Source organism: Adlercreutzia shanghongiae (assembly GCF_035830635.1).
GTDB lineage: Bacteria > Actinomycetota > Coriobacteriia > Coriobacteriales > Eggerthellaceae > Adlercreutzia > Adlercreutzia shanghongiae.
Genome location: NZ_JAYMFI010000014.1, coordinates 42,638 through 60,390 on the forward strand (window position 1 = coordinate 42,638; position 17,753 = coordinate 60,390).

General features: G+C 60.1%; 10 protein-coding genes and 1 tRNA gene. 8 read left to right on the top strand and 3 right to left on the bottom strand.

Features of this window, described 5'->3' with window-relative positions; all coding sequences use genetic code 11:
* The first annotated feature begins 8 nt into the window (after positions 1-8).
* The 7 genes from VJ923_RS07890 (at position 9) to VJ923_RS07920 (ending at position 11,951) form a co-directional block, all read left to right on the top strand.
* Positions 9-5,057, top strand: a complete 5,049-nt coding sequence (locus tag VJ923_RS07890; protein ID WP_326440280.1) for a Spy0128 family protein — start codon at positions 9-11, stop codon at positions 5,055-5,057.
* A 205-nt stretch (positions 5,058-5,262) separates the two neighbouring features.
* Positions 5,263-6,459, top strand: a complete 1,197-nt coding sequence (locus VJ923_RS07895) for a lysylphosphatidylglycerol synthase transmembrane domain-containing protein (protein ID WP_326440282.1) — start codon at positions 5,263-5,265, stop codon at positions 6,457-6,459.
* Entirely contained in the window at positions 6,456-6,944 is a 489-nt protein-coding gene (locus VJ923_RS07900; RefSeq protein WP_326440283.1) for a PaaI family thioesterase, read from the top strand. Before VJ923_RS07895 ends, VJ923_RS07900 begins: the two co-directional genes overlap by 4 nt.
* A 72-nt stretch (positions 6,945-7,016) precedes the next feature.
* A tRNA-Pro gene (locus tag VJ923_RS07905) sits at positions 7,017-7,093 on the top strand.
* Between the two features lie 252 nt (positions 7,094-7,345).
* Entirely contained in the window at positions 7,346-8,887 is a 1,542-nt protein-coding gene (locus VJ923_RS07910; protein ID WP_326440285.1) for an ATP-binding protein, read from the top strand.
* Between the two features lie 621 nt (positions 8,888-9,508).
* A complete protein-coding gene (locus VJ923_RS07915; RefSeq protein ID WP_326440287.1) occupies positions 9,509-10,723 on the top strand; it encodes an acetate/propionate family kinase in 1,215 nt (404 codons plus the stop codon).
* 46 nt (positions 10,724-10,769) lie between these two features.
* Positions 10,770-11,951 (top strand): hypothetical protein, encoded by a 1,182-nt coding sequence (locus VJ923_RS07920; protein WP_326440289.1) that lies wholly within the window; start codon positions 10,770-10,772, stop codon positions 11,949-11,951.
* Here VJ923_RS07920 and VJ923_RS07925 read toward each other — a convergent pair.
* Positions 11,948-13,366: a response regulator transcription factor gene (locus VJ923_RS07925; RefSeq protein WP_326440290.1), complete on the bottom strand. Its 1,419-nt coding sequence runs from the start codon at positions 13,364-13,366 to the stop codon at positions 11,948-11,950. The genes VJ923_RS07920 and VJ923_RS07925 overlap by 4 nt on opposite strands.
* A gap of 271 nt (positions 13,367-13,637) precedes the next feature.
* Here VJ923_RS07925 and VJ923_RS07930 point away from each other — a divergent pair, with 271 nt between their 5' ends.
* Entirely contained in the window at positions 13,638-15,323 is a 1,686-nt protein-coding gene (locus VJ923_RS07930; RefSeq protein WP_326440292.1) for an FAD-dependent oxidoreductase, read from the top strand.
* A 209-nt stretch (positions 15,324-15,532) separates the two neighbouring features.
* Here VJ923_RS07930 and VJ923_RS07935 read toward each other — a convergent pair whose 3' ends face one another.
* Positions 15,533-15,985, bottom strand: coding sequence for a metallopeptidase family protein (locus tag VJ923_RS07935; protein WP_326440294.1), 453 nt, complete (start codon positions 15,983-15,985; stop codon positions 15,533-15,535).
* A gap of 26 nt (positions 15,986-16,011) precedes the next feature.
* Positions 16,012-17,505 carry an L-lactate MFS transporter gene (locus VJ923_RS07940; protein WP_326440296.1) on the bottom strand — a complete coding sequence of 498 codons (1,494 nt, stop codon included), beginning with the start codon at positions 17,503-17,505 and terminating at the stop codon, positions 16,012-16,014.
* Positions 17,506-17,753: the final 248 nt, after the last annotated feature.

Here is a 17,753-nt window from a genome sequence, read left to right on the forward strand (position 1 = left end):
GTGGCACTATGTTCGATTGCAGGACAAACGCGCTGGGCCGACAGCTTTCGCCCGCGCTGGCCAAGCTGTGCTTGTCGGTGCTCTTGGCGCTTCTTTTGCTCGCAACTCTGTTCCCCGCCATGCCGTTCGCCTATGGCGACGATGCCTTCGATGCGGCGGTTGGGGACGCCACGCAGTTCGATGAGGCGGTTCTCGATGAGGCCGAGCAGGATGCCGGGGCGTCGAGTGGCGTCGAAGGCGACCCTGCTGGAGCCGACTTCGATGGCGAAGTTGCTGAAGACGGAGCTGCTGAGGAGCCTTTCGTGGCATCGGCGGCCCCCGATAACCAGGATGAGCCTACGCTTGAGACGGAATCGATGGGCGAGCGAGCTGCCGCTGCCACGGTGGCCATAAGCGGGTCCGTAGGTACGCTCACCGACAAAGCGCACCTCACCATCGACAAGGGCACAAGCGCCTCCGGCTGCCTTGTCTACCAAGAAAAGGGCGCCTACGATCTTGTCGTCAACGGCACGTTCAAGGGGACTATTCACGTAACTCGGGGAGCCAAGCTCACCATTAACGGCAGCGGTACCATCAACGGAAACAACCACCCCACAGTTATCCATGTCGAGGGCGGCAACAGCGTTCTCAACATTTGCCCTGATGAGGCCCTGGGCTCGGGGGTCACGATCACCGGAGGCAACGGCGGCACGCATCTGAACGACACTGCCAATTTCCCCACCTATGCCTGTGGCGGCGGTATTCTCGTGCAGCGTATCTATGCCGGCTCCGAAGACAAGAACAAGGGAACGGGCGCAACGCTCAACTTCTACCGCGGCACGGTGTCCGGCAATAGGGCTGGCGCGGGCGGAGGCATTTATATTGACCGCACCTGCCTTTTCACGATGCACAATGGCACGGTGACCGGCAACACGGCTACGGCTGGTGAGGGCGGCGGCCTCTATATCGCCGGCGGATCGAAGTTCGTGAGATATGAGGGGAGCAAGCAGATCTGGGAGGGGCATGGCCTTCTGGAAATCAAGAAAGCCACCATCACCGATAATCATACGAAGACGACTTACGACTGGGGCGGCGGCGGCATTTTCGTCGAGAGCAAGGGCGTGCTCAAGCTGGGAAGCTCTCTTATCACCCAGAACACGGCCGAGGGTCTCGGAGGCGGCATCGCCGGCTGTCCCCACGCCAGCATCGGCATCGGCAAGATCACCGAGGGCTTCTCTCTCTATGGGAACACGGCCAAGCGGAAGCAGTGGCCTACCAACAACTACCTCAATGAGCTGAAGGTAACCTATAACGGGAAAACCTATATCGCTGGCGACAAATGGGCCAAGGCCGATCGGGGCTTTACCGCGCAAAAGGCCATGGATTACTACTGCACCAACGTCAGCTACGTTACGGGATACGACGGCGCCGCCGATTCGAGCATTGCCTGGACGGGCCGCTCCGCCGGTCCCGACAACGCGGGCAAGGACGTCACCATCTACAAAGGCGACTCCCTGGCGCTTCCCGGAGAGTCCCTGGGCCTGACGAGCACGAAGCCGAAGACGGATGCCGTGGTCGGTCGTTCCGTCGTCATCGCGGGCAATACCAGCACGACTCATGGAGGGGGCGTCGGCTGCAACGGCACGCTCATGATCGGAGCGCTTCCCAGCGGGGATGTGTACAGCCCGCTTTCCTTCGAAGTGAAGAAGGACTTTAAAAACAGCCTTGGCGGGGCTATCGCGCTTGAGGGAGGCGAGTTCACGTTCGAGCTGGTTGACGAAAAGGGGAAGGTTGTCGCCGAGGGCGCCAATGACAAAAACGGGTCGGTGCTTTTCTCCGTTGATTTCAAGGCCAACCTGAAGAAAATCGAGGCCGGGAAAACAGGCAGTTTCAGCTACACGATACGCGAGAAGCCATCCAACTCCCTGGGGCTTGGCGACATCACCTATGCCGACGAGGTGAAGGTTAAGCTCACCGTCGAGCACAGACAGCAGTCCGTCTCCTATCCCAACGCGTCGATTAATGTGACCTACCATGAGGCTGTTCTGAAGAAGGCTGAGGCTAACGGTAGCATTTACGCAAACGGCGCACTGAAGTTTGTCAATACATTGGAGCTCAGCACGGCTATTGATTTGCCGTTGAAGAAGGTGTCCGAGGGTATTGGCGCTGGAGCCTTCTCGTTTGTTCTGCAGGAGGTTGAGAACCCTGGCGAGCCAGGTGCAGCCACTCCCGCGAAACTGAAAGCGAAGGGTGAGGCTCAGCACGTTGAGATTAGCACCAGCGCCGCCACCAGCGAAAAACCGACTCAGTCAGCCGAGGGCTCCTTCCACCGCGCGTACCGCGAGCCGGGCACCTACTGGTATCTCCTCAGTGAAGTTGAAGGCGGAAGCCGTGACATCTCCTTCGATAAAGTCGCGTATTTGTTGCGCGTTGATGTTTCGGTTGCCAAAGACGACAAGAGCCTGTCGGCGCACATCGGCGGTCGTTGGAAGGCCGAGGATGCATCGAGCCAGTTTGAAGTCGACTCTTCGGCTGGTCCGGCCACGTTCGAGAACGTGGCGGTCGCTTATGCGGGCTTTACGTTGGAGTTCGACAAGGCCCTGAAGAGCACGCTGGGCCAGGACCTTCCGCTCGAGGGGCGGACCTACGCCTTCGAGCTGCACGACGGCTCGCTGGCTCCCGAGCCGACGCTGATTGCCGAGGCTACTTCCGACGCCGATGGCAAAGTGACGCTTGAGGTGGCCAGCACGAGCTACGCCCAGCAGATATACGAGGCCGGCGAAGAGAGCCACCCCTATAGCTTCACTTTGCGAGAAGTAAGGGGCGATGACTCGTTCACCACCTATCTGGACGATATTGAGGTCGCGGTGACGCTCGGAACCTCGGCCGAGCGCGTAACCAAGGATGGCCGCACCGTTCTTTTGGTGACGCCCCAGGTGCAGAAGGTGACTATGGGCGACAAAGACGTTACAGGCGCGTTTGCGGTAGATAACTTCTATGCTCCGAACGGCACTTGGGCTCCTGCGGTCATGAAGCGATTCCTGGGTTCCGGGGAGCCGGGGCTGTTCTCCTTCACGCTGGTCGAGCTGGAAGGCGAGCCCGTCCAAGGCGAGAAGCTCTCCGAGGCCAACCTGAAGACGGACAAGATTTGGGTGGGCGCGGCCGCCGATTATGAGAAGGGGGAAGCGCCAATCGCTTTCGAAAGCCCCGTCGACTACCGTGTGGACGGCGATGAGGCCAGCGGCAAGCGCAACGACCTCGGAAGTCACTGGTATCGCCTTGTGGAAAACGACGGCGACGCGCCGGGCAACGATCCGCGCGTTTTCGTCTTCTGCGTTGAGGTGACCCAAAACGGGGACGATAAGACGAAGCTCGATGCCAACGTGGCGGCGACCTACTATGCAGACAGCCTCGATTCCAGCGAGCTGTTCCCGCTCGACAATGGCGTCGTTCCCGCATTCCACAACTTCACAAGCGAGCTGGGAGCGGTTTCCTTCGCCAGCTACACGGCCTATGCGGCCAGCGGGGAGCCGGTGGACCAGAAGTGCCTCGTCGATCCGAAGATTTACAAGGCGCTCGAGGGTCGCACGCTGCGCCCTAACGAGTTCCAGTTCCAGCTGGTGCGCGCCGACGAGAGCTATGAGCCTACCAGCGATGTGATATCCGAGACGGGCAATGACGAGTTCGGCATGGTCGACTTCGACGCCGCTAACCCGGTTAATCCCGATGCTGAGGATCCCTGCTGCTTGCTGTTCACTCAGCCGGGCACCTATCGCTATCGGGTCATCGAGAGCCCGAAGATGAACGCCGATCCGTCGGTTACCTACGGCACGGAGAAGATCACCTTCACCGTGGTGGTCGAGTTGCGCGATGGCGTGCTTAAGGCTACCGATATGTACTACGGCTACCTCGACGGCGACGAGAACATCCGCTACAAGGAGCAGTACCAGGGCTGGGAAAGCGAAGCGGCCGATTGGGTGCCTTCGAGCGTCGACTTCGGCAAGCTGGATGCTTCCTGGCATCCGACCATGACCAATCGCGCCAAGCCCATGGATCTTGTGGTGCGCAAGACGAGCGTGCTCGACCGCAACGAGGGCCTCGAGGGTGCCACCTACGGCCTCTACCTGGTGAACGAGGCAGAGCAGGCCGACGTCTACCTCGGCAGCGCCACCTCTGATGCCGAGGGCTGGCTGTACTTCGCAGACGTAGCGCTCAAGACCGGCAACCTCTACTACTTCATGGAGGAGGCCGCGCCGGCGGGCCACACGGTCAGCGAGTTCCGCAGCAAGTACTTCTACCTGGTGCCTGATGCTAAAGCAGGCAACGGGTACGTCATGAAGTACGCCGACTCGAAGCGCGCGCTGGAGGGCAGCGACGACCTTATTGCGCCGACCGATGGCGAGGGGGGCGACGGCAATGCCCCCGACGGGGCCAACGCCCCCGACGAGTCCTACGGCGGCAACGCTGCCAGTGCCGAGGATGTCGCCACCGAGCCCACCGAGGGCAAGGACGGCGCGCTGCTCTATGTCTACGAGGCCGATGGCGGCGTTTACGATGAGGCTACCTACGTCGAGTTCAACAAGTTGGATGCGCGCAATCACGAGTGGGTGGAGGGCGCCAAGCTTTCCATCGTCGAGAAGGAAAGCGGCGCGGTGGTGAACGCTTGGACCTCGGGCCAGGCGCCCGAGGTGCTGCAAAAGACGCTGAACGTCGGCGTGGTCTACGTGCTGCGCGAGGACGAGGCGCCCGAGGGTTACCAGAAGGCCCGCGATGTGGAGTTCCGCATCGACCAGTACGGATCCGTGGAGATTCTCTCCGGCACCGAGAACGGCAACGCGGAGCTGTCCGATGCCACGATCACGCTCTACGACACCCGCATTCCCCTCGAGGAGGTCGTGACCGAGAATCGGGAGAAGGTTCGCAAGGTGCCCGCAACCGGTTCGAGCCGCGATTTGGCGAAGACTGGCGATGCGCTGCCGCTGCTCGCCATTGGACTTGCGGCTCTGGCGGCCTTGGCGATTCTGGTGCTGGCTGCCCGTCGCAACCGCAAGCGGCCCAAGCATGGCAGCCTGAAATAACGCCTGTTTCGCCCGGGGGCTCTTCGCCGCCCGCGCTGCTGGCTAATGATGATGGAGCGCGTCACCGTTAGGGGCGCGCTCCGTTGTATAATGGAGCATCTATCCCTCGCGGCCGGCCCCTTCCCGAGGTTTTAGAAGGACAACAAGTTGGGAACAGCGAGCCCAATACCGCACGGCCGCAGGCAGAACGACCCGCCCATAGCGTATGCTTGACGGTGGAGGCTCCTACCAAGACGGAGGTGCGCTCATGCGCGGCAATTTGCAGAAGATCATGATTGGCCTGGTGGTCGTCATTGTTCTTGCGTTCATCTTCTTCTCCGGCGATTCGCTGGTGAAGCTTGTCGATACCATCAAACAGGGCACGCCTTACTTCATTATTGCGGCGGTGGTGGCGCAGATTTGCAAGTATCTGGCCCAGGGGCGCGGTTTTCAGGCGTGCTTCAATACCGTCAACGGTGAGATCAGCTACCGCACGGGTCTCTCGCTTGTCTTCGGCACCTTCTTCATGAACACGGTGGCCCCCTCAATGAACCTGGCCGGCACCTCGCTTGTCATGGCCACGGCCACGCGCAACGGCATGCAGGCGGGCAAGGGCACCACGGCGGCGCTGCTCATGCAGCTGTCCATTGATACCGGCTTCGTCATCATCATGCTCACCACCTTCGGCATTCTCACGTTCACCGTGGGCCTGCAGCCGGGCTGGCTGGCGCTGGGTTTGGTGGCGGTGGCGCTTGTGGGCGGCCTCGTGTTCGTCATTGCCGTGGGCGGCTTGAAGCCCCAGCTGGTGTTGAAGGTGCTGCATCCCTTCGTGAAGCTCGCCGACAAAGTTCTCGCGAAGTTCAAGAAGCCGGCCATCGATGAGTCGGTCGAGCGCACCATCCACAACTTCTCGAGCGCGGCGCACCTCATCACGAAGAACCCGCGCAAAACGGCGCATTCCTTCTTGTGGACGACCCTTTCCAGCATCTGCGAGATGAGTTGCTTCGCGCTCGTCGGCTTCGCCTTCGGCGTGCACCACCCCGAAGCGCTCATTTGCGGGTATGTCGTGGCCACGCTGTTCGCTATGATTTCCTTTGTGCCCCAGGGCGTGGGCGTCGTGGAGGCGGCGGTGACCGTGGCCTTCGCGCTGTTCGGCATCGGCTCGGCCACGGGCCTGGCGGTGGTCATCGTCTACCGCGGCATTGTGTTCTGGCTGCCCTTCCTCGTGGGGGCGGTGGTTATCCAGCGCATCAAGGCGTTTGTGCCCATCGCCAAGCGCGATTTGAAGTCGAAGGCCCAGGCCATGGAGGCGCAGCTGCCCGATGAGGTTGAGACGGTCAAAAAGGTTGAGGCCGCCGAGGCGGACAAGTGGGATGCGGCTGCAGGTGCTGCGGATTCGCGGCAAAAGGAGGCGGCGAAATGACCGAATCTGAACTGACCGGTACGGCTTTGGAAGTAGCCCAGAAGCGTGAGACGCGAGGGTTCAATCACACGCTGGGCATTCATTTCACGAAAGTGGAGCCAGGATTGGTGGAAGCCGAAATGCCCATTACGCCGGCGTTGCTGCAGCCCTTCGGCTTTTTGCACGGTGGCGCGACCATCGCGCTTTTGGAATCGGTGGCCTCGGCCGGCGGCGAGTATGCTTGCGATTTGGAGACGGAGCAGCCCTTCGGCGTCGAGGCGGACATTCGCCACAAGAAGAGCGGCCGTGAGGGCGATGTGGTTCGCGGGGTGGCCAGGCTTTCCGATCGCAGGCCGTCGAGCAAGGCTGGCTACAAGCTGTATTGGGATGTGGCCGCCTACGACGGTGCCGGCGATGTACTTTCCGACGGCGTGTTCGTCGTGAAGGTCGTTCCGAAGGACTACCTCGCGCAAAAGCTTGCCGAGCGCGGCCAAGCTCCGGTGTAGCTAGACGAATTCCCCCTTGCGCACCGCGCGGGCTGTGGTATCATAACGTTCGCTGTCCGCAAGGAAGCACTTCGGGTTGTGGCTCAGTTTGGTAGAGCGCTGCGTTCGGGACGCAGAGGCCGCAGGTTCAAATCCTGTCAACCCGACCATGAAATTGCAGGTCAGAGGCTAACGCGAGAGCAAGCCTCTGACCTTTTTTCTTGTCAAAATCTCATTTTTGGTGCTCCTCCATCCTCGGCTACGGCGCCCGATGTGTCGATAGCGACCAGACCTCTCGTTCGAACGATGCGTTTGAGCCTGCCCTTGCAATCATCGAATCAACTCATTAGAATGACCTAGCGGGGGTATTCGTTGAACAATTTTTCCTTAATACCCCCTCTGGTAAGCAAATGGAGCGTGAAATGGAACTATTCAAGCGCGAGAGCTATCTGAGCAAGATACGTGGCTTCTATCACGACGACGAGGTCATAAAGGTCATCACGGGCGTCCGACGCTGCGGCAAGTCGTGCCTCATGAAGACCATACGACAGGAAATCGAGGAGAGCGGAGTCGATCCTGCGAACATCCTCTACCTCGATCTCGACAAGCGCGGCCTCAGATCCGTTAAAACGAAAAGCCAGTTGGAGGGCCTTATTGACCCCATTGCGGAAGCGTCTGGGCGAAAGTACGTCTTCATAGACGAGATACAGAATGTTAAGGGCTTCGAGGAGGTGATCAACGGGTTCCGCACCGACGGCGATTTCTCTATCTTTATCACGGGCTCCAACTCGTATCTGTTGTCGGGTGAGCTGGCCACGAAGCTGACGGGCCGCTACATCGAGTTCGAGATGCAGACGCTCACGTTCGCGGAGTACTGCGAGATGAAGCAGTTCCTGGGCAAGCGGGTGCTCCCCGACTTGACCCGGGAACTTGACGCCTACATCCTCGAAGGAGGCTTTCCCCGGGCCCTCTACTACGACAGCATGCAGGACAAGCGGACCTACGTCCAGTCCGTTGTCAGCGAGATCATCGAGAAGGACATCCGCAGGCGCGTCCGCATCACGGACCTGGCGCTCTTCACGCAGATACAGAACTACATCATCAACAACTTCGGCGCCACGACCTCTCTCACGAACATACTGAAAGACCTGGAGAAGCAGGGGGTGACGCTCAAGCGCGAGACCCTTTCGAGGTACCTCCGCATTCTGGAGGACGCGAAGGTGATCCGCAAGTGCACGCGCTTCGACATGAAGTCGCGCAAGTCCCTTCGCGGGGAGCAGAAGTACTACCTCGCGGACCTGAGCTTCTACTTCGCGCTGAACACGGACAACCAGATCAACTACGGGCCCGTCCTGGAGAACATCGTGTACTCGTACGCCCGCAGCAAGGGCTACAGCGTCAGCGTGGGCCGCGTAGGGAAGCTGGAGTGCGACTTCGTCATGCGCGACCACGACATGGGGTACGCCTACGTGCAGGTGTCGATGACCATAGCCGCGTCCAAGGAAACGGAGAACCGCGAGTACGCCCCTCTGGAGCAGCAGAAGGACAACTACCCGAAGTTCGTGCTGACCCGGAACGATCCGATCCAGAGGCGCAACGGCATCTACCACGCGAACATCGCGGACTTCATGAGCATGGGCCGGGGGTTTACCGACAGTCTCTACGCGGATACTCCCGAGGAAACGCCGTACGGTTACGACTACGGCATAGACATGCATAGGGCGATAGAGTGCCCGAACTGTCATTTCGTGCAACGGAACATCGATCTGTCGGAGGACGTGGTCGACGTGACGGTTGGCGAGGACAACGAGACGACTATGGGCTCGGACATCGTGTACAACTTCAACATAGATCGGCTGCCCTGTCCAGAATGCGGTTTGGACCTAAGAGTTTACGGCTACATCCGCGAGTATCCGGCGGGCGCATACGACTCCGAATACTTGAAGGTGCTGCCGATCAGATAGCGCAGGGCTAGGGGGTTTCCATTAGCCATCTACATACCCGTCTTGTTTAGGCGCCCGTCGCATTTGCGGCGGGCGCTCTTTGTTTCGGGCGGGATGTCGGCGCTTTGCGCCGTGTCGAGGGCACAGGGCACCCCTCTTCACGGAGCGGGCCGCCCTGTGCGAGCAAGTCGCACCGTTTCGGATTGTCGGGGCGAGTCTCGTCATTTCAGCGTGGCAAGCCGCACTTCGGCCGACGAGGAGCTCACGCCGGTTGAATACCTGTTCGTCGAAGACATTCGTTCGCTGCTGCGCTGCGGGGACACCAAGGCCAAGAGGCCCAAGGGCAAAAAACGCGTTTCTCTAGATGGGAAGCATGACGAGCAATGTACACCGTCAGAGGTCCGGGAAACGAGCTTTTGCGATTGGGATTCGGGTTATAGAACGGCATTTCAAAATGCAAAAACACACCTCACTAGCCATTTGGCCGTGCTATGATTGTCCGAGGTAATAGTCGCTCGGTCGGTAACTGGTGGAGAAAATGCGTTCGGGACGCAGAGGCCGCAGGTTCAAATCCTGTCAACCCGACCATCGAATTCAGGAGCCGGCATCGCGCCGGCTCTTCTTGTGTGGAAGGGGATCGCCATGCGGGTTCTGGTCGTGAATGCGGGAAGCTCCAGTCTGAAAAGCCAGCTTATCGAGACCGATGGCAAGGTGTCGCTCATGAAGTGTCTGGCCGAGAAGGTGGGCACGCCCGAGGCCTACATGAATGTCTCCTTCGCGCCGGACTTCCATAAGACTACCTACAACGTGGCCGACCTCACCGTGGAGCAGTGTCTGGCGAAGCTGTTGGAAGCGCTCGTTGACGACCCGGAAAGCCCCATCAGCGGCCTTCAGCAGATCGACGCCATCGGCAACCGCATCGTGGCGGGCGGGGAGTACTTCACCAAGTCGGTGGTCATCGACGAGGCGGCCCGCGAGAAGCTGACGGCTTGCGAAGAGCTGGCCCCGCTGCACAACCCGCCGGCCGACGCCTGCATCGACATGATGCGCGAGCTCATGCCGGACACCCCGCAGGTGGCCGTCTTCGATACTGCCTTCCACGCTACCATGCCGGCGAAGGCCTACATGTACCCGCTGCCGCGCGAGTACTACGACAAGTACCGCATCCGCCGCTACGGCGCCCACGGCACGAGCCATCGCTACGCGGCCCAGCAGGCGGCCAACCTGCTCGGGCGACCCCTGCGCGATTTGGGCCTCATCACGTGCCATTTGGGCAATGGCGGCTCTATCACGGCGGTGAACCACGGGAAGTCTATCGATACCTCCATGGGCTTCACGCCGCTCGAGGGCCTTATGATGGGCACGCGCTCGGGTTCCATTGACCCGGCTATCGTCACCTACCTCATGCGCCGCGAGCACAAGTCCTTCGACGAGATGGACGCCATCCTGAACAAGAAGAGCGGCATCTTGGGCGTCTCCGGCGTGTCGGCCGACATGCGCGATGTGCTTCAGGCCGCTGCGGCCGGCAACGAGCTGGCGGAGCTGGCCATCGACATGTACGTGTACCGTATCCAGAAGGCCATCGGCGGCTACTACGCGGCTATGACTCGTACCGACGCCGTGGTCATGACCGCCGGCATCGGCGAGAACTCTGCCGAGCTGCGCGAGCGCATTTTCGCGGGACTGGCGCACATGGGCATGATCTTGGACCACGAGCGCAACGACGTGACGGGCCAGATCGGTGTGAACCGCATCATCTCCATCGATGACAGCCCCATCAAGATCTGCGTGGTCACCACCGACGAGGAAATGCGCATCGCCCGCGAGACCGACAACCTCGTCAGTCAATTGGGGTAGGGGCGGGGCTCGAACGGCCCGTTGTGGTCCATGCTACAATGGCCCTATGGTGCGCTCTACGGACATATATGAGCTGCGGCTCTTCGATCGGCCCTTGCTGCGGTTCTCGTTCGGCGAGGACGATCCGGCCGTGCTACACGAGTGGGACGCCTCTGCCGAAGCGCTCATGCCGCTGGGCCTTGTGCTGACCAACGAGGGACTCTGGCGCTGGCTTTCCGCCCGGGCTATTCCGCAGAACCGGCGCTTCGCCACGGAGCTCTGCCGCTCGCTCGGGCTTTCCGCGAACGACCGCAGTGGCATCCTCGCTGTGAGCCGCGGGCTTTCCCTGAACGACTCGTATTGGATCGCGCCGACGGGCAGTACGGAAACCTTCGCCGAGTGCAACCTGTACGACAACGGTTTTTCCTCGGTTTTGGCTGCGGTGGCCTACACGGGCGTAGTGAGCGACCAGCGTGGCCTGACGCCGGCAACGCCGGAGCTGACCACAAATGGCAACCTCCGCAAGGCTTGGCGCATTGAAGCTGACGGGGTGCGTCGGCTCTATAAAGGCAACAGCGATGACCGCGACGAGTTCGGTGAGGCGCGGGCGGAGTTTCTCGCCTCGCAAGTGGCCGATGCCATGGGGCTCAATTCCGTTCGCTATGGCCTGACGCGCTGGGCTGCAAGCTCTGCCGATGTGTGCTGTACCTGCGATTGCTTCTGCGCCCCTGATATTTCCTACGTGCCCCAGGCTCTTGCCTTCGGGCAGTCGTCGCATACCGCCGCCGTGAAATCGTACTTGCGCTGGGGCGTTGAGCATTTTGAAGACTACGCCTCGATGATGGTCTTCGATGCGCTCATTTTCAACACCGACCGCCATCTGACGAACTTCGGTGTGCTGCGGCAGAGCCACACGGGTGAGCTTCTGGGCATGGCCCCTGTGTTCGACAATGGAAGATCCCTCTTCTTCAACCACGGGTTCAACCAGGTGGACACCTTTGAGAGTGAGGCGCAGTTCGTGCTGCCCTCCTGGCCGCAAGTTACCTTCGACGAGCAGGCTGCTCGTCTTATCGGTCCTCGTCAAATTGGGGAACTAGAGGCATTGGCATCGTTCGAGTTTACGAATAGCGAGGAGGCTCCCTTCCCCGAGGCGTTCCTCCGTAGCCTCTCCGGCCTCATTCGCCGCCGCGCCGAAGAGCTCGCCGCCTTGCCGCCGGTATCGCGCGATGAGTTGCTTGCTCGCTGCTAGTGGGATAGGGGCCCTGAGTCGTCTGGCCATCCGTCGATAAGCGTGATGAGCTCTTGGCGTGAATGGACATCGCATTTGGCGTACAGGTGCAAGATATGGCTGCGCACGGTATTGTTGCTCACGCAAAAAGACTCGGCAATATAGGTAGCCGAGCGGCCTTTTGCGAACAGCTCCATAACTTCAGTTTCCCGGGCGGTAAGCTTATGGGCACGGGCCACGGCCGCAGCGCGATCTTCGAAAGGGGTGCGATCGGGTAAGGCAGTGCTTTCGGAGGGTTTCTGCTCCCACAAGAACGCGGTGACCGTCGTGTCGTTAAGAAGCCAAACGGCATCCACGATAAGGAGCGCCACAATGGCCAACCCAAACATCGAATAGGATAGCGAAGGCAAAGCGGCGTGCTCGGCGAGAGAGAGCAGGCATCCCAGCCATTGCATAAGCCCGGTGAGCATCATCCAAATGCCTCCGATGAAGAACGGGCTGCGGCTGCTACGTTTCGCATATTCCACCAAAGCGAGGAGCACGATAAGCTCGAGCATCCCCTCAACCCCTGCGGCCAGGAGGACGGAGACGCCCATGGCATCTCGGGAAACAGCGAGCAGGACAAAGGAGAACAGGGTGAGTGTCGTGGCAAGTTTTGCGCCAAAGCTAAATTCAGCTCCGCGAGCAAGGTAGAGAGATACCCCGAGCAAAGCGAGAGAAAGGACGTGGGAAATCGTCTCGCTCCAAGGCATCGCGGGAGGCGTGAATTGGTAGACCGTGTATTGAAGAAAGCCGAAGCCCATCATGATGATGCAGACGCCCAGGATTGCGGACAAACGCCGTGGAGAGAGGTCGATATGTTGGGGCTTTGCTGTGGAGAGACGGACAGATGACGGCTTCCATTTCGCATGAACTCGCTCATAACAGAGGACGCTTCCCCCTAAAGCAACAAAGGCGACGACGAGAAGGGCGGTGTCTGGGAGGCTCCATAAAAATGTTCCGAGTGCGGTGATAAGAGCAGTGAACAAAACCGCCTTTCTCACTAGGTTCAGTGGGAGAGCCGTGAAAGCCACAAACCAAAGCACATTGATCGAAGCCGTGCTCGCGGCAAAGAGCACCGTTCCTGCAATAGTGCAGACAGCCCGATGGGGCATGAGGGCTATTATGAGGATCCCCAGCATCCCCAGCCCCAAAATGATTGAGGAAGTGGCGGGCTTTTCGAGGATGCGATCGATGGGTTTCGATGCCGCGAAAAGAAGTCCGAAAAAAGCGAAGAGGGGCAAATAGATAAGGTACAGGGGAGCCGAAAGTCCAAGCTCTTCGACTAAAAGACGTGAAGCGCAAAGAGTGACGATCTCCTCCGCTGCCCATCCCAGACCCAGTCCTATGAAGACGAGCGGGGCGAAGGGGCGAGTGCTGTTGGGGTGGTTGTCCATAGTCCTCTTCTGTCTAAAGGATTTCCAATCTATTTTATTATACGTATACGATGCGTTCTATTCGGTGGTTTGCCAGACCTCATTTACCTGGGAAAACGAAATTCACCAGTTTTGCGTGAGGGAAATAACCACTGTATTTCACCTGCTTTTGCTGGTTTCAACCGAGCGTTAGTCTCCTAAATTCGGCGTGTTGGAATTGCCTTGCGGGCTTTCTTTGCACAGCAAGTATAGAGAGCAAGGCGGGCTATGATTAAAGGAGAAGGGAGCGCTCATGGCAGCAAGTATCAATACCGTGGAAGCGAATGGGGCTGTAAGTCGTCGAGGATTCATGCGCCTTATGGCGACGGCGGGCTTGGCGACGGGCGTGGCCGGGTTGACGGGTTGCGCGCCCCAGGCGACAGCCGACAAGAAGACAGACGCGAATGATTTGGCCGAGACGGGTTCCTCGTGGCGCGACGTTCCTGCACCGATAGACGAGAGCTTGATTACCGACACTCAAGAAGCCGATGTCATCGTAGTCGGAGGCGGTCTGGCTGGCGTGAGCACGGCGGCTTCAGCTGTTGAAAACGGCCTCACGGTTATCGTTCTCGAGAAAAACGAAACACCTCGCATGACGGGATTGGATTTTGGCTGCGTCAATTCGACGCTTGCGAAAGAAGCGGGCTTGGAATTGTCGGATGAAGATATCTACAAGATGACTCGCGAGTGGATTCATATGTCCGGCAATCGCGCCCGTGCCGACATCATCCTCAAGTTCATCCGCGAGAGCGGGGCGGCAGTAGATTGGATTGTCGAGAAGGCCGAGGCATGGGGATGTCGTCCCGTGCTGGCCGCTATGCGCAGCAATAGCGATATGTACTTCAACTACATTCACCCGGTGGAGTTCCCCGATGGCCCCTTGTACGACCTTGAAACGGCTTCGTTTGGCGCCAACGACATCATCACTATGCTGCAAAAACAAGTGACCGACGGCGGGAGCCAGTATCTTGTTCAGGTTGCTGCCGAGCAGCTGGAGAAAGAGGGCGAGCGCGTTGCCGCCGTTATCGCCAAGAATGCCGATGGCGACTATGTCCGCTTCAAGGGCAAGAAGGGCGTGGTGCTGTGCACTGGCGACTTTGGCGGCGATGAGGCCATGATGAACGAGCTGACCGCCTATGACTTCGAGTCCTTCGATCCCGAAGGATATTTCAACGCCTCAATGAGCACCGGCGATGGGCATAAGATGGGCTTGTGGGCCGGCGGCGCGTTTCAGATGGGACCGCAACCGCTCATGATGCTTCCTCAGACCTACCCCTATTTTTACTTGCACGTGAATGATCGAGGCGAGCGATTCTGCAACGAGGATTGCGACTCTGTGAACATGTGCATCAACCAGCTTCAGCAGCACGAGGCGAAGGCCTGGTCCATTTGGGACAATAAGTGGCGCGAGGAGATTCCCGCAAGTCTCGAAGTGAGCGGCGGCATGAGCTGGGATCAGGACTTCCGCGAGATGGGCACGCCCTGGAGCGCCGAGGTTGAGGAAGTGGGCACCCATTCTTGGGAGGCGGACGCTGGGCTTCTGGTGACGGCCGATACCTTGGATGAGCTGGCCTCCGCCGTCGGTATTCCCGCTGACGCGCTGAAGGCTACGGTGGATCGCTACAACGAGCTGGTCGAAGGCGGCGTCGATCTCGACTTCGGGAAGCGACAGGAGCTGATGACGAGTATTTCCGAGCCTCCGTTTTATGCCCTGCGTATGCAGACGGGCATGTGCGTGAGCGTTGGTGGTCTGAACGTGGACACGAACAGCCAGATTCTCGACGAGGCCGGTGCACCCATCGAGGGTCTCTACGCTGTGGGCAATACCGCTGCCGGTTTGTTTGGCGTCGACTACAACGAGGCACCTGTGCCTGGCGTCAGCCTTGGCCGCTGCGTTACGTTCGGCAAATTGCTAGGCGAGCATCTAGCAAGCATCTAGAATTGTCGCGCGATGCGCAACCAAAGCCCTCCCTTTGAGCCCGCTGGCGCTGTGTCGGCGGGCTTTTTCCTCGCGGCATTGTTTCGCTGGGTGCTTGATGGTCGTTGGTGCGTAAAAGAGAACTCGGACGAACTCAACGGCTGTGAGCAACAGATTCCGGAGAGGAGGGTATTCGTGGCTTTCCGGAGGTCGGAAGCGCCTCGATCGCCCTACTCATACCCCATGGCGGCCAGCTGGTCCTCGTCAAGGCCGAAGTAGTGGCCGAGTTCGTGGATGATGGTTTTGCCGATTTCTTCGACAATCTCCTCGCGACTTTCGAAGCAGCGCTCGTGGGGGCCCTTGAACACGGTGATGACGTCGGGAATGTCGTCGTCGTAGCCGTCGGCGCGCTCGACGAGGGAAAGGCCGTCGAACAGGCCGAGCAAATCGTCGGGCAGAGGCTCGTAGCCCTCATCGGTCGCCTCCGAGCTGTCGCCCTCGCACCGGGCGCGTTCTTCTGAGGGTTCCTCCCATTCGTCCTCGTCATAGCCCAAATGGTAGGCGTTCGGCTCTTCCTCCCAAACGATGGCGATGTTTTGCAGCGCCTCGAGAAACTGCTCCGGCATGGCATCAAGCGCCTCTTCGATAGCGGTCTCGAATTCATCATCGGTCATGCGGTACATGGGTCCTCCTTGAAGCGTACGGCGCGCTACGCCCGGCGTTGGCGGCGCATCTCGCGTACGACATAGAGCGAGCGGCGCGGGTGCTTGGCCGCGATGAGCCAGCGGCGCCGACGGCGAGCACGGCGTGCGTCGTTCTGCAGGCGGTACACGAAGGTGAGCACGAGCTGCATCGCCGCCAGGCAGGCTGCTACGAGAAAGGCCGCTTGGTAGCTGCCCGTCTCGCCAAACAGGTAGTTCATCGCCAAGGGTCCCAGCACGCCGGCTGCGGCAAAGGCGATGAACATGATGCCGTAGTTTACCGAATTGTGGGCGCTGCCGAACTGAAGCGCCGTAAACCCGGGATACACGCCCATGATGGATCCGAAGCAAAAGCCCACGAGGCAGATGCCAAAATAGAACAGCACGACGCTATCGTCGGTGGCCATGGAAAGCGCGCCCATGCCAATGGCGAACCCGACAGCCACGGCGCGCAGGGTGTTCGTGATACCGAGCTTATCGCTCAGGCTGCCGGACACGATGCGCCCAAGCGTGTTGCACAGCGCCAGCACCGACACCACGGCCGCTGCGCTCGCCGCATCCAGGCCCACAGCGCCTTGGGCGATGGGGCTGGCTTGGGAGATAATCATGAGTCCCGAGAACGCTCCGCACACAAGCATGGCGAACATGGTGTAGAACACGGGGCTCTTCAGCATGCCGCGCCAATCTTTGTTCACGCCGCGCCCGCCGCCGTCGGCTAGACGCTGCGGGCGCCATCCGGTCGGCGCGAAGCCGGGCGGGCAAGGGGCTATGAAAAACGAGGCCGCCACCATAACGATCAGCATAACGGTGCCAAGGATCTTGAAGCATTCTTCCACGGGGAAAACGGCCATCAGCCCCGTGGCGACAAAGGGGACGATGACCGAGCTGATGCCGTAAGCGGCGCAAATGATGCCCCCGGCCAGCCCCGGTCGGTCGGGGAAGAACTTCACGGCGTTGGCCAGGGTGGAGCCGTAGGCGAACCCGTCGCCGAGTCCGCAGCCTACGCCAAAAACAGCGACGAGAAACGGCAGGCTTGTGGCAAAGCCCGAGAGGAACATGCCGCCGCCAAAGCAAATGCCGCCGGCGATGACCATCCAGCGCGGTCCGACGCGGTCGTTCACGATGCCGCCGAGAATCATAGTAACGGGCGGCAGCACGCACGCCGTGGTGAACACGATGGACAGGTTCTCTGGCGTTCCGCCCGAAAGAGCGGCGAGGTGCTCGGCCATGGGGGTGGCGAAGACACTCCATGCATACAGTGCGCCGATGCAGAGGTTTACCAGGCAGGAAGCGGCCAGCACGGCCCAGCGCTTGCGTGTCCATAGACCCCGCTGCTCTTCGGAAAGCTCGCCCGCAACAGCACAGCCCTCGGCGATGCGGCCCTCTGCGGCGCGAGTCTCGGCGATGCGGACCTCGGCAGCGTGAGTCTCGGCGATGCGGACCTCGGCAGCGTGAGTCTCGGCGATGCGGACCTCGGCAGCCTTCCTGCTCTTCGCGCTCATGCGCACCTTCATACCCTGCGGCCCTCCCTCGTCGTGCAAGCAAAATTGATCACGCGCCCCATTCTAGAGAATCTGCACGCTTTCGCAATGGCGAGTCCCTTCCCCGACAGCCCTAGCTGTCCTTCGCTGCCCTCCCCATTACAGTTTGAAGTGTAGTTAATCCGACTGCTTGAGCAGCCCGCCCGGACAGTCGGATTACGATTGACATATGTCCCGAGGGACTGCCGATCGGGCGCCCGCGGACGGCC